The following is a 13,094-nucleotide window of genomic DNA, read 5'->3' as shown; positions in this document are numbered from 1 at the left end:
GATAATCGCGTCGCAGAAATTCTTAGGAATCGTAAACGCGCTATTCGGACCATTTGGCCTTCATAAAAGCGATTTTGTGGCAAATAGCGTTACCACGATTCGTTACAGCTATTAGTTGGCCTAAAAAGCGTAAATAGAATTACCACGATTCGTTAGCGCGAACTGGGCGGGATTTGAGCAACGATCTCGAAATCGCGAACCCTCGCGCGCGCGAGGTGCGACGGTTCGTGACGGCTGTCAACCTCATGCTCAATCTCTCGCCGCATTCAGCTCTATCACATTATGGTCCGGGTCCATGATGAAAATTTGCGCGAAGCCCGTGATGCTGTTCCGGTTCGACTTATGCGGGATATTGCATTTGTTCAGCCAATCGATCGCGGCATCAAAGTCAGCCACGCGTATGGCGAAATGCCCATCGCGCGTATCGATGCCGCCGGTGCGCTTCGTCTCGCCTTCGTGCATGATGAGGTGCAGCTGCTGCCCGCCTGCGCCAATCGCATACCACGCGCCTGAGAAATCGAACCCCGGGCGTTCGATTTCCTCAAGCCCGATCACCTCGCGATAGAACGCTTTTGCCCGCTCGATATCCGTTACAATGATGCTTACATGATGGATGCCTTCATGCTGCAGCATATCACTTGCCACCGCCTTTTTTTTCCACCATTATAACATCGAACCCATTACTGTGAACGCGTTAATTTGAATCAGGCAGCCCGAACAGCTTCGTCCACTTCGTGCCGTTGTTGATCGTTTTATAAACGCCGGAGTGCGAATCGCTCGTCACGGCCATATAACCGCTCGAAGGCGATACGAAAGACAGCTTCGCTTCATACCCTGGTACGCCGCTCGGCAGGTTCTTCCACGTCTTGCCATCATCAACGGAACGGCCGAACTGAACCTGATCAAGCGCACCGGTTCCCGCAGCCATATAGGCTGCCGAATGACCAATGACCGCCATATCCGTCGGTCTGCCGGCTGGTCCAGGCAGCTTACCTGCGGCTACTTCCGGACCCGGTGCAGGTCCGCCCCCTGCCGTCGTATTGGAAATGACCTGCTTCCAATGCGCGCCAGCATCAGACGTATGGAACACAGAGTACGACGTCTGCGACATGCCGGAACTGCCATACAGCACGACCCACACATCCGAGCTATCCGTGCCATAGATCGCGCCGCCGTAATTCACCGACGATTGGACCGCGAGCGAATTCACCCACGATTTGCCGCCATCCACAGTCTTCATCACTTCGTAGCCGCCGGCTGCTTTTACAATAATCGCCCATGCTTTATCCTGCGAGATGAACTGAACATACCGCGTGTTCGGCGGCGTCGTCACCTTCGTCCAATTCTTCCCGCCGTTCGTCGTCTTGAATGTAAACTGGCGTGTGAACCCATAGCCGACGTTCTCATTCAGAAATTGAATGCGGTCGAATCCATACTGACCTGTCGGAACCCACGCGTAGCTCGTGCCACCGTTTGTCGTCTTGAGCAGCGTGTTCTGTTTCTCCGCGCTCGTCTTCGCGAGCACATAACCGACCGAATTGGTCAGAAACTGCATCTGGTTAAAGCTCAGCTTGCCTGTATTATAGATCGACTGCCAATGACAGCCTCCGTCCGAGGTACCTATCATAAACCCGTTGCCAGCCGCACGACCGATGTTCGCACCAAGAAACTGAATCGCTTGTACATGGGCGCTGCCCGTATCCTTCATCGCCGCAAGCTTCAGCCCGTGATCATCTGCCTGGCATCCTGCAGGAGCAGCGGCCGCATTTGCAGCCAAAGCGCCCGCAGGCGCGGCCAATCCGCTAAGCAGTGTGCCAGTCAGAAGCGCAGCAGCCGTCAGCATGTTCATTACTTTCTTCACATCAATTCACCTCTTTCTTGTAGTTCCCTTCCCTTTATCATGTTCTCTCTCATCTCTTTCGACGAAGGAGCCGCAGCTTAAGTTGCAGGGCCTATCTGCACTAGGCAAGTACCGCAGTTCTGTTATAAAATCTCCTGTATCTGTTATTTATAACCAAAAGGAGAGGCAACAAATGAACAAAAAGCTGCACCTTGCCGGCATCTTCATTCTGGCACTCACGCTACTAGGGACTATTGGCGGCACAGCAGCACATGAAGCATACGGCGCTCCGTTATTCAAACCGGCGTCAGATGGCATTCTCAACTACTCGCCACTCACTGCCTATATTCCCATTAACGGCCGCAACGTCGCTTTGCAGCTCGGCATGACCAAGGGCGAGATCGACCTTCTGCTCGGCAAGCCACAAGTAATCAAGACGCTAAGCGGCGATTATTATCGTTACGGAGAAGACATTACGATCGGCTATGTAGGCACGAGAGCCGCGATGATTGACCCCGGTATGGAAGGCGCCCTCCGCAAGCGAGTAAAGCCAGGCCAAAGCTGGGAGCAAGCCGCAGCGCTTCTCGGAGAACCGACTCTAGTGGCAGGAAGCGACCGCATCTATAGGTATCAAGCGAATTCGTATTTGTTCAAGCAGCTGCGAACAGCGAAGGAATTGGCAGCAGCTGTGGGGCGCTCCGATGTTTATGAGGTCATTGTTTCATTGAACGCATTCGGAGAGATCAGCTCGGAAGTTATGTTCGGGGTATCTTACAAACGTGATGTAATTAGAGCAATACAGCTCGCAAACAGCACGGACGGGCTCCCGCATTCGCATGCGCCATTCGTACTGGACGATCTTGCCGTAATCGACGAGCTTGGCCGTACTGTCCGACTCGGCATGGAGATGGCAGACGTGGACAAGCTGCTCGGAAGCCACGAGAGTTATACGATGTCGCTGCCTATCCATGAATACGACAGTATGTCTGTCTATTATCGCGGCACGAAGGCAGTCGGGATCAAGCCGCGGGAAGACCCCGCTCATCTATTCCGAACACCGCGCGGCATTACGATGCAGAGCTCCGCAGCCATATTGGAGCGGTTATACGGCAAACCGACAGCAGCCGATCCTTCGAGCTGGACGTACTATTTTAAGAGAAAAGGATCTGAGCTGCAGCTTCTAACTGAATTCCCTATAATGCCTGACCCTGATCGTGCGCCTTACGATTACGGAATCAGCGTCATTCTGAGCGACGGTCCTTCGCCTGTCATCACTTTCTTGCTAATCGGCGATGCAGCGTTCCTTCGCGAAATGAAATAACGAAATTTAATAATCGTTTCACACTTTCCAAATGTCCCGTTAATACTTGGCTGCTACACTAAGTTCAGCTAAGAGAAGGGAGTGTGAAATACGAATCATGAACCATGCACCTGCCATTGTATACGCCAATCGTCTGTGCGACAGCGAAACGATGACGAACAAGTTGATTTTCCAAATTAAGCAGGATAGACTCTCGACAAGTGAGCTAGACAAGCTGCAAGCAAGATGCAGCGCCGAGCTGAACGAGCTTCGCCAAGAGCTGAACGAGCTGCTGAAAGAGCTTCGTGCGATTGCGGACGGCAACAATCACCCCACTGCTCAGCCTCACCGGACTGCAGCATAACAAAACCGACTTTACCCGTATGTGGGCGAGTCGGTTTTTTTTATTGTTCGTTATGTAGAAGCAACATCCCAGCGTCCGCGGTACTCCGCAAGTCTCGGATGCAGCACGCTCGGCTCCATCGGCAGCAGCAGCCGCAGCTTCACGATCCACTCTTCGAAGGATTCGAACGAAGCGAATAGATTAGCAGTTTCAGGACTCATATATACAAAATAAGGCGAAGGATACGTCTGTGTCAGATGGCGCAGCGCGGTGTCCATCGGTGTATACTTCTTCCGCTTGCCCTCGAAGCCTTCGATGATGATGCCAGCTCCCCCGCTGCTATGCTCGCGCCTCCACTCGTGCAGCTGATCTAGCCGCTTATGGTAGGCGCGGACCGGCTCCTTGGTCATCCTTCTCACCGTTTCCTCATGCAGTGGATACAGCACTAGCCTTATGAACGCCCGCTCACCGGCAAGCTGCGCTGCAAAGTCCAGCTCCGCATCTGATGTATGCTCGAACGTATCATAATAGATCAGTGTTCCTTTGCCCGTCGTCGTCTTTGAAGGCTCGAAGCCGAATGGAATGGTATGTGTGATCTTCTTCTCCTTAATGGCGGAAACCCCCTTGAGCAGTATGGATTCCATTCGAGTATACCCTGACCGCGGCGAACTGATAAGAGTGAAGGCTGTTCTCCATACAAAACGTTTTTATTATATTTTGCGTAGAAGTGCCAAGCCAATTGACGGAAAATGGAAGTCATGCTACGTTTACGATATAAAACGTTTTTAGAGGGTGCGTGCGATGAAAAAAGATGGCCGCAGCGTCACGATTAAAGATATTGCGCGGGAAGCCGGCGTATCGATCTCGACCGTTTCATTCGCCTTCAACGGGACTGCTCCCGTCGCGCAAGAAACGAAGGAACGCATATTCGAAGTCATTAAACGGCTGAACTATCAGCCGAACTCGGCCGCCCGAGGGCTTGTCACTCGCAAAACGAACAATATTTGCTTATTCACGCCTCATCCCGCCTCCAATTTCTTCTCCTTCGCTGGCAACAGCGTCTTCTCGCATCTTCTGCAAGGCATCGGCGAGGTGCTCGACCAGAAAGACTACAATCTGCTTATCTCCTGGGACAATATCGGTCATAAAGCAAAAACACCTAAGCTGATTAAGCTGATGCGCGAGCGTGCCATGGATGGCGTGCTGATCTGTTTGCCGAATCATGATTCATCGATCATTGAAGAGCTGTCTGAGCATCATTTTCCCGTCGTCATCATTGGCAGTAACGGGCTGAAGAATCAGGTTAACTCGGTTGACGTCGACAATTATGATATCGCTTACCGCAACGCGCAGCATATGCTTCAGCTTGGGCATACTCGTATTGCCTTCATAAGTCCGGGACCACTCGAGTTTCTCGTCTGCGAGGACCGACTGGAAGGGTATCGCGATGCGCTTGAAGAGGCGGGCATCCGCTACCGTGAAGACTATGTATTCATAGGTGATGAGAAAGAACGAAGCGGCTATAGCGCTGCCACTGCGTTCATGACGATGAAGGAGCCGCCGACGGCGATCATATCCGGACGCGATATTCAAGCGGTCGGCGTCATTGAATATGCCCGTGAGCAGGGCTTGTCCATTCCGCGCGATGTCGCGCTCATTAGCTTCGAGAATTCCGAGCTTGCGGAGAAGTATGGCATTACGTCCGTAACGACGGACCTTTACGAGATTGGCAAGGAAGGCGCGAGGCTGCTTCACAAGCTGCTCACCCGCAAGAAGGACCGCGGCGCCCAAAATATCGTCATCCCGTCGGAGCTTATTATCCGCGCGAGCTGCGGCGTCGCCAGGCCGAGTATATAGTTAGATGGAGGGATCATGAGTTGAAGTTTGTAAAAGCACAGCCGATCTGGCCAGCTGGCCTTGAGACGGCTATGAATATAACCGGAGGTTTCCGCGCTCAGCTTATGAACGTGGATGGCAAACTGCCAGACAGCTGCCTCATACGAATTACCGCCTCTGCGCGTTACCGCTTGTACGTGAATGGCGTCTTCGTTGGTCATGGACCTGCCGCTGGTCCGCATGGCTATTATCGCGTCGATGAATGGAACTTTAATAAGGACGGATATGCGGCCGGACAGCTGAGCATCGTCACCATTGAGGTCGCCGGCTACAACGTGAACAGCTTTTATACGCTGGATCAGCCTTCTTTCGTGCAGGCGGAGGTTGAGTCGGATGGCATTGTTATTGCTGCGACTGGCTGCGGCGGGGTTCGGAATGCGAACGATGGCGTCCACGGATTCGAGGCGTTCGTGCTGCCGGAACGTGTGCAGAAGGTGCAGCGGTACAGCTTCCAGCGTCCATTCATGGAAGCCTATCGGCTGACACCAGGTATGCACCACTGGCGTTACGATGAAGAGGCGAAGCCTGCGGAAGCGGTGGAAGTAGCTGTTGCGGAAGCGAAGCAGCTGCTCCCACGCGGCGTGAGCAAGCCTGAGTTTGGTGTGGTATCGCCTGTGTCCGTCGTGGCGCGAGGCTCGATTGAACAGCGCGATGAGGCCGTGGAGCCTTGGCGGGACCGGGCGATCAGCGATATCGGACCGATGCTGAAAGGCTTCCCGGTCGATGAGCTCGAGCTGCTGCCGACCGATGAGCTTGGCCTGCTGCGGACAAACTGGCAGGACCATTGCGAGCCGAAGCTGCCTTGGGAGCTGCACCTGGAACAGCATGACGCTGCGTTAGTCGAGTTCGATTGCAACCGTACTGGATTTATCGGATTCGCTTTCCGGTGCGAGGTGCCTTCACGAATTGTGCTGACCTTCGACGAAATTCTCACAGACGGAGATGTTGATCATCTGCGCCTGGAATGCTCGAATGTCATTTATTTAACATGTGAGCCAGGCGCTTACGATTTCGAAACAATCGAGCCGTACACGTTGAAGTATTTGAAGCTAATTGCGCTTGAGGGCAGCTGCACGATGACGATTTGCACGCTCCGGGAATACGCCAATCCCGATGCCGATCAAGCCGGATTCAGCTGCTCTGACGAATCTCTCGGCGCGATCTTCGAAGCGGCGCGTGAATCGTTTGGGCAGAACGCAGTCGACAACTTCACGGACTGCCCTTCCCGCGAACGTGCAGGCTGGCTGTGTGACAGCTTCTTCGCCGCCCGTGTCGAGGCCGATCTGACCGGTGATACGGTGCTTGAGCATAACTTCTTTGAAAACTTCCTGCTTCCTGAGCGGTTCGAGCATCTGCCGGAAGGGATGCTGCCGATGTGCTATCCTGCGGATCACTATGACGGCACGTTTATTCCGAACTGGGCGCTCTGGTTCATTATTCAACTGGAGGAGTTTCAGTCCCGCGGCGGCGATCAGCAGCTGATCGCTTCGCTGCAGCCAAGGGTCGAAGCGCTCCTGCACTATTTTGAAGGCTTCCGCAATGAGTTCGGGCTGCTCGAGAACCTTGAAGGCTGGGTGTTTATTGAGTGGTCGAAAGCGAATGATTTCGTGAAGGGGATTAATTTCCCGAGTAATATGCTGTATGCCGGCGCTCTTGAAGCTGCTGCACGGCTATATGGCACCGAGTCTTATTACGATGATGCGTCGATGGTGAAACAGATGATAAGAGAGCTGTCTTACGACGGCTCGTTCTACGTGGATCAGGCGATGGAGGACGCGGATGGAGTGCTTGAGGTGACGGACAACCGCACCGAGGTGTGCCAGTATTACGCTGCCTTCTTCGGTATTGCCGATCCGCAGGAGCAGAACGACTGGTACATGAGTCTCGTGAATGATTTCAGCCCGATTCGCAGCGCGAATGAACCTCCACTTGCCGACATTAGCGGGATTCATCCGGCGAACGCGTTCATCGGCTATTATTTGCGCATGGAGCTGCTGTCGCAGCTTGGCCTTGCAAAGCAGCTGCTCGCGGAGATTGGGGCATTCTTCAGCGTCATGGCAGAGCGGACAGGCACGCTGTGGGAGCATAACCGGACGACAGCGAGTTGCAATCACGGCTTTGCTTCGCATGTCGTGCGCAGCCTCTACCGGGACGGGCTCGGCATTGCATCTGTGGACCGGAAGCAGCAATCGCTCGCGATTGCCTTCATGGACACCGGACTCGCTTGGTGCAGCGGCAAACAGCCGACGCCGGATGGCCCGATTGAGCTGGATTGGCGCATCGAAGGCGATGAGCTGCACTATCGGTTAATCGTACCACAGGGCTATGCGGTCACAATTGAGAACTACAGCGGCAAGCAGCTTGTGAGCGAGCCGTAAATCATAATCAGGGAGGCTGCTTTGGATGTCACAGCATGAACAGCATTATCAAGAAATCGGTGACCACCTCAGTCACACGGACAGTGTCGTGAAGGGCAGCATGTTCGGCGCCAAATGTTTGAAAATCAATAAGAAAGCGTTCGCCATGTTCTACAAGGAAGACATGGTATTCAAGCTGCCAGTGGGCAACAGCGCTGATTCGCTCGAAGGTGCGGCAACATTCGAGCCGTCCCCGGGCAAGCAGATGAAGGGCTGGCTTCGCGTACCAAATGCCCATGCGGCGCAATGGGACGAGCTGTCTGGCGCTGCGCTGCAATATGTGCGGTCGCTGACGGAGTAGTATTTCGCAATCTGATTTCACTCTGCGGCTTTCTCACCAAAGAAGGGTACGTGATACCCCTCTTTGGTGAGAACTCTCTGATTTCCCCATAAGTAGTGACCCTGAGGACTGTCTTTGATCAATGTAGTCCACCATACCAGCTTCTTTCGCTCAATTCTCCGGTTTCACCCCAATGTAGTCCACCAGACCAGCTTCTTTCGTTCAATTCCAATATAGGGTAACAGGTACACCTCTTACTCGAAATCGCAGCCAATCTCGCCATTGTAGATCACTACCTCCCACTATTCTTGCTCCCGCCTTCGAATTGTCTGTATGCGGGTACCTCGCTTCTCTCTTGTTCCCTGCCACCTTAACCACAAACAACAAAAGGACTCATGCCACAACAGGGCATGAGTCCTTTCCTTTTTCAAATCCAATATTACTTCGCCTCTTGCAGCGCACGCAGGCCGAGCGCGAGTGAACCGCACAAGCCAGCGTTATCGCCAAGTCCTGGCGGCACGATGTAGCTGCCGATGCCGTCCAGCACGGCTTCAGCGCTGATGTAGCCCTTCAAGTTCTTGCGCACTTCCGCGTGGATAAGCGGGAACAGCTGCTCTTGGTGCATGACGCCGCCGCCAAGAATGATCTTCTTCGGCGACAGCAGCAGAATCGCGTTCGCTACTGCTTGTCCGAGGTAGAAGGCTTCCATCTCCCAAGCCGGGTGATCGACGCCGAGTTCACTTCCCTTGACTTTCCATCTGCGCTCAATTGCAGGTCCAGCTGCCATACCTTCCAAGCAGTCGCTGTGATACGGGCAGGAGCCTTCGAACGTATCCTCCGGATGACGGCGTGTCAGCACATGGCCGCCTTCGGGATGAACGAGACCGTGCACCATTTTGCCCTCTGCATAGACGCCTACGCCGATACCAGTACCGACAGTATAGTACAAGCAGCTGTCGAGTCCAGCCGCCGCACCCCAAGTCGCTTCACCAAGCGCAGCCGCGTTAACATCTGTATCCCAGCCGAATGGCACGTCGAACACTTTGCGCAGCTCCGGCAGAACCGGATAGTTGCCCCAGAGCGGCTTTGGCGTCGTCGTGACGTAGCCATACTGTGGGCTTGTTGGATCAATATTGATTGGTCCAAAAGAGCCGATGCCAATTGCTTCAACCTTTTTATCACGGAAATATTGAATGACGTTAGCAATCGTCTTATCCGGCTGCTCCGTCGGGAAGCTTACCCGATCCTGAATTACGCCGTCCTCGCTCCCAATCCCACAAACAAACTTTGTTCCACCCGCTTCAACTGCTCCAATCAACATGCTCCCCAAATCCTCCTAATCAGCTTACCAATGATAGCTTTATCTTCTACTATGCAAAATAGCAAAATTACTAGCAAGCGGCAAGTTATATTTTGCCGCGCAGCCATTCCCACACGGCATGCAGGGTCAGCCACTGGTTCGATAACCCCATTCCATTGACGTATGGAGCCTGCTCGCGAAAATAATCCGGGTGCCATCCAACAATCGGCACTCCGCAAGCGCCAGCCGGACCGTACTTGTTATGGTTCCAGCCCGGAAACGAGCGGCGCGGCGCTCTGCCGGCGAAATCCACGCTGCTGCCACCGCCCCAGCCGCCGAATGTCCCCAGCTTGCAGATCATGTCCGCAATTCTGCCGCCGGACGATGGTGTCCCCGCAGGAGTCGCATACACGTACAGCACCGACTGCCGAAGCTGCACTGGAATGCGACAGCGCGGCGAACCAATCATGACGACGAGCGGACTTCGCCCTTTGCTGCTTTGCTCCATCAGCTGCATCGCAGCATGTACCGCTGCGACACCGCCGCCGCTGTGGCCAACGAGAATCGTTCTGCCTCCGCCCGAAGCAGACAGACCAAGGCGGTGCCTACTCTCGCCAATTGCCGCCACCGTGCGCCTGCCGCCGATCGAGCGCCCTGTCTTGCGCGGGCTTCGCCGCATATCCCGGCCTATCTCCCAGATCTGCGGCACGACTCCACGAGACCAATTCCCGTACGGGAACAGCAGCTCTGATGTCGCCACCTCGTACCCTTCCCGCCCCAGCACGCCATGCAAGGCGGAGCGGAAACTCTCCATAAACAGCGGAGCCGTCGCCAGTCCGCCAAGCAGATAGAGCGACACCTCTCCTCCCGCTGTGCCGCTAGTCACTTGAAGCGGCCCCTTTGACAGCGGCGCTGCTCTCAGCCGCTGCACGCGGATGCGCCTTCGCGAACTCCATCGCTGCGATAATCCGCTCCATATCGCTCGGATGCGTGTCACGGAACCAGCGAACGAGCATCGGTGGATTCATATCGCTCAGCGTAACGAGTGCGGTCTTCTGCTGCATCGAGATTGACCCGTCAGCGGTGTCGAGCAGATCCATGGCGTACGCATCTGCCGCCGATTCCGCTTGGCGGGACACATAATTGCTCACCGGAAGCGACGCAAACGATAGCAGCGATAGGATAAGCAGCAGCAACGGCAGCGCCGTTATATCTGAGCGACTGCGAATACCGAGCCTATCCCCGAAGCGACGGATTGACCAAATATAGATCCAACCGCCAATGACAATCACGACCAGCGACGAACCTACCGCGCCGAGAGCGCTCCATTCGAGATGGTGCATCGCATAATGCCCCATCTCATGCGCCATGATGAGCAGAATCTCCTGCTCATTCAACTGCTTCAGCGTCGTATCCCACAGCACGATACGCAAGGACGAGCCGATTCCAGTGACATAGGCGTTAATTGCATTTGTTTTGGCGGACATATCCACCTCATAAACTCGGCTCGCGGGAATGTCAGACTTGGCAGCGAGCGCAAGAATCTTCTGTTCCAGCTGCGGATCGGACAGACGCGTGAAGTGATTATACAGTGGGTCGATAATGACCGGCTGCACGTACATCATGAATGCGGTAAAAGGTACCGAAATGAGCCACAGCTTCAACCACCAGCGTCCTCTGCGCGACATGATCCAGAACGCAACCGCCGTAACCGCGAGTAAGGTGATATAGCCGACGCCGAAGGCAACGATCTTATCCCGGAGCCAACCGGGCCATGGCTGTGTCGAGATGCCATACGACTTGGACAAGGCAAAGCTAAGCGCCCGAAGTGGCAAGTAGAGTAAGAACGCAGCGGCATCTACAAGCAGCACGTAGAGCGGAAACCGTACGACAAGCGGCAATCTCCGCGACTCCAGCGCATCCCGCCAATAACGAGCGAGCCCGCCGAACAGCAGAAACAGATAGATGAGCCACTCCCACGGTGCGCTGATGAAGAAGATCCAATTGCGCATCGCATTCAATCTCGCACTATCGGCGAGCTGCTTGCTCGAGAAGAACGTAGTCGGATCAGCTGCTGTTCCGGCATACGAAGAAGGTACATTATTCGGCGACGTGTACCAGACATAAGCGGTCACGAGCGCCGCATACACCACGAACCATACGAACCATACAAACCCTTTTGAACGACGGCGTCTAGGCATCGAAACATCTCCCACTTTTCCAAAGATTAGGGTAAACTTATCATAGCATGTTTCGCCTTAGGAACGTAATTGAGCAAGGGAGTGTAATCAAATGGGCATAAAAATCTATGCATATATCATGATTCTTCTAGGGTTGGTTTGTATCACAATTGTGTTCATCCCCCCATATTCAAGCACCCTTCGTACAGTGCTCTATTGCGCCGTCGGTTTGTGGTCCATCTATAACGGCGTTAAACGGCTGCGTAGGTAAATAACAAAGCCGACTCCCATAAAGAGTCGGCTCTGCTTGTCCAATCCATTGTGACTAAATCACTTCACGCTCATCATTGCCCGGAAGCGCCGGGAACGGTGCATGCGGCTCTGCCTGGTACCAGAACGTCGTCGATGCGATATCGCTCTGTTGCGGCAGGTAGCGTCCGCCAGAACGCCAGCCGAGATCTTGAATCGTCACGCGCAGCTCCGACTCGAAGCGAATCGGGTCCTGCACATGCCAACGATACATGCCGAAGCGCTGCTGGCTCCGGTACAAGCCGTCCGGCTTGATAACCTGGTGCATGCCAAGGAACGGTGTCGAGTACACGCCGTACTGCCCTTGCGGATGCTCCCAGTTCCACGCGCCGCCGAAGTAATCCTCCGTCCCCGTACCGCAGATCGTTGGATACTCCGTATCGCCGTCCATGTAGAACTTGATCTCACCTTCGCCCCACCAGCCGGTGTTGTTCACCTGCCATGCCAGGTACGTTCCGACGTAGTGGCCTTTTCCCGTCACGCCGTCAATTAATGTATGCACATCTTTATAAGCAACTGGGTTGCTTCTTCTCCACTGTGCGTGGAAATAAGCCATATCCTCCGGCACTTCTGTAAGCGTATAGTCGATTTGGTAGTACAGCACTGCTTTATCGGTCTTGGACGTATTCTCCATCGTAACACGTGCCGAGCCGCGGAAAGGCATCTGCCAATAGCTGTTCATCCCGCCCGCCGGATTGACCGCAATCGGGAACGAGTTTACATTGCAGCGCTCTTGCCAGCCGTTGCAGAAGAAGTCGCCGACAGGTACTTCAACCGATGGTGTCTCCTCATTGTCCCAGTAGAAGCGAATAATCATATTACGCCACGAGCCCGGGAAGCAGGTCAGCCAAATATGCTGAATCGCGCCAGGACCTTCAATGTTAGCCATCGTCAATGTCGCGCCAGGCTCAATCTCCACCGAAGGCGATACTTTCCAGCCTAGACCTAAGTCTCGCGCACAGTTCTGGCCGGTTCCTTCTGTTGCCATGCCGCCTTGGCCAGGTTCCCCTGTAAAATTCTCCGGACTGATTGATCTTGTCTTCGCATTCGACAAACGTGCTAAGTTGCCAATCCCCATATCAAGGCCGTTAAAGTTGTACAAGTCGATGCCCTCTCCCTATCACATTGGTATGTAAACGGTTACTTCATGAACATGGCACCTATGCTACTCCCTTTTCCCATATTGTGTCAACGCCTACTTTTCGACAAAAAAAACAGCTCCACCCCTT

12 protein-coding genes are annotated in these 13,094 nt (G+C 54.1%); 5 read left to right on the top strand and 7 right to left on the bottom strand.

Annotated elements, in window-relative coordinates:
- Positions 1–249: 249 nt before the first annotated feature.
- Positions 250–645 (bottom strand): VOC family protein, encoded by a 396-nt coding sequence (locus tag BMY11_RS18490; RefSeq protein ID WP_371262875.1) that lies wholly within the window; start codon positions 643–645, stop codon positions 250–252.
- A 49-nt stretch (positions 646–694) separates the two neighbouring features.
- Positions 695–1,861 carry a WD40/YVTN/BNR-like repeat-containing protein gene (locus BMY11_RS18485; protein ID WP_090579386.1) on the bottom strand — a complete coding sequence of 389 codons (1,167 nt, stop codon included), beginning with the start codon at positions 1,859–1,861 and terminating at the stop codon, positions 695–697.
- A 172-nt stretch (positions 1,862–2,033) separates the two neighbouring features.
- Between BMY11_RS18485 and BMY11_RS18480 the strand changes: the two genes are divergently transcribed.
- Positions 2,034–3,161, top strand: a complete 1,128-nt coding sequence (locus BMY11_RS18480) for a hypothetical protein (protein ID WP_090579382.1) — start codon at positions 2,034–2,036, stop codon at positions 3,159–3,161.
- Positions 3,162–3,258: 97 nt separating this feature from the next.
- Positions 3,259–3,504 (top strand): hypothetical protein, encoded by a 246-nt coding sequence (locus BMY11_RS18475; protein ID WP_090579379.1) that lies wholly within the window; start codon positions 3,259–3,261, stop codon positions 3,502–3,504.
- Positions 3,505–3,554: 50 nt separating this feature from the next.
- Here the strand turns inward: BMY11_RS18475 and BMY11_RS18470 are convergent, their stop codons facing one another.
- A complete protein-coding gene (locus tag BMY11_RS18470) occupies positions 3,555–4,127 on the bottom strand; it encodes a hypothetical protein (RefSeq protein WP_090579377.1) in 573 nt (190 codons plus the stop codon).
- A 157-nt stretch (positions 4,128–4,284) separates the two neighbouring features.
- Between BMY11_RS18470 and BMY11_RS18465 the strand changes: the two genes are divergently transcribed.
- The 3 genes from BMY11_RS18465 to BMY11_RS18455 are packed head-to-tail and all read left to right on the top strand — an operon-like array spanning position 4,285 to position 8,097.
- Positions 4,285–5,340, top strand: a complete 1,056-nt coding sequence (locus tag BMY11_RS18465; RefSeq protein ID WP_090579375.1) for a LacI family DNA-binding transcriptional regulator — start codon at positions 4,285–4,287, stop codon at positions 5,338–5,340.
- Positions 5,341–5,360: 20 nt separating this feature from the next.
- The gene (locus BMY11_RS18460) at positions 5,361–7,757 is read left to right on the top strand and encodes an alpha-L-rhamnosidase-related protein (protein WP_090579372.1); all 2,397 of its coding nucleotides are present in this window, start codon (positions 5,361–5,363) and stop codon (positions 7,755–7,757) included.
- A gap of 25 nt (positions 7,758–7,782) precedes the next feature.
- Positions 7,783–8,097, top strand: coding sequence for a hypothetical protein (locus BMY11_RS18455; RefSeq protein ID WP_090579369.1), 315 nt, complete (start codon positions 7,783–7,785; stop codon positions 8,095–8,097).
- A gap of 418 nt (positions 8,098–8,515) precedes the next feature.
- Here BMY11_RS18455 and BMY11_RS18450 read toward each other — a convergent pair whose 3' ends face one another.
- The 4 genes from BMY11_RS18450 to BMY11_RS18435 form a co-directional block, all read right to left on the bottom strand.
- On the bottom strand, positions 8,516–9,397 hold the full coding sequence (locus tag BMY11_RS18450) for an ROK family protein (protein WP_090579366.1): 882 nt from the start codon (positions 9,395–9,397) through the stop codon (positions 8,516–8,518).
- Between the two features lie 85 nt (positions 9,398–9,482).
- Entirely contained in the window at positions 9,483–10,262 is a 780-nt protein-coding gene (locus BMY11_RS18445) for a hypothetical protein (protein WP_090579363.1), read from the bottom strand.
- Positions 10,255–11,577, bottom strand: a complete 1,323-nt coding sequence (locus BMY11_RS18440; RefSeq protein WP_090579360.1) for a M48 family metallopeptidase — start codon at positions 11,575–11,577, stop codon at positions 10,255–10,257. Before BMY11_RS18440 ends, BMY11_RS18445 begins: the two co-directional genes overlap by 8 nt.
- Before the next feature lie 304 nt (positions 11,578–11,881).
- Positions 11,882–12,967: a glycoside hydrolase family 172 protein gene (locus tag BMY11_RS18435; protein ID WP_090579357.1), complete on the bottom strand. Its 1,086-nt coding sequence runs from the start codon at positions 12,965–12,967 to the stop codon at positions 11,882–11,884.
- Positions 12,968–13,094 lie beyond the last annotated feature (127 nt).

Origin of the sequence: Paenibacillus sp. OV219 (assembly GCF_900110075.1) — a bacterium.
Taxonomy (GTDB): Bacteria; Bacillota; Bacilli; order Paenibacillales; family Paenibacillaceae; genus Paenibacillus_Z.
Note: the sequence above shows the minus strand (reverse complement) of the source record. Positions and strands in the feature narration are given on the sequence as shown.

Bases quoted from the DNA above. Each gene is read 5' to 3' on its own strand.
- BMY11_RS18480 (WP_090579382.1), top strand. From the start codon at position 2,034: ATGAACAAAAAGCTGCACCTTGCCGGCATCTTCATTCTGGCACTCACG.
- BMY11_RS18470 (WP_090579377.1), bottom strand. From the start codon at position 4,127: ATGGAATCCATACTGCTCAAGGGGGTTTCCGCCATTAAGGAGAAGAAG.
- BMY11_RS18475 (WP_090579379.1), top strand. From the start codon at position 3,259: ATGAACCATGCACCTGCCATTGTATACGCCAATCGTCTGTGCGACAGC.
- BMY11_RS18465 (WP_090579375.1), top strand. From the start codon at position 4,285: ATGAAAAAAGATGGCCGCAGCGTCACGATTAAAGATATTGCGCGGGAA.
- BMY11_RS18455 (WP_090579369.1), top strand. From the start codon at position 7,783: ATGTCACAGCATGAACAGCATTATCAAGAAATCGGTGACCACCTCAGT.
- BMY11_RS18440 (WP_090579360.1), bottom strand. From the start codon at position 11,577: ATGCCTAGACGCCGTCGTTCAAAAGGGTTTGTATGGTTCGTATGGTTC.
- BMY11_RS18450 (WP_090579366.1), bottom strand. From the start codon at position 9,397: ATGTTGATTGGAGCAGTTGAAGCGGGTGGAACAAAGTTTGTTTGTGGG.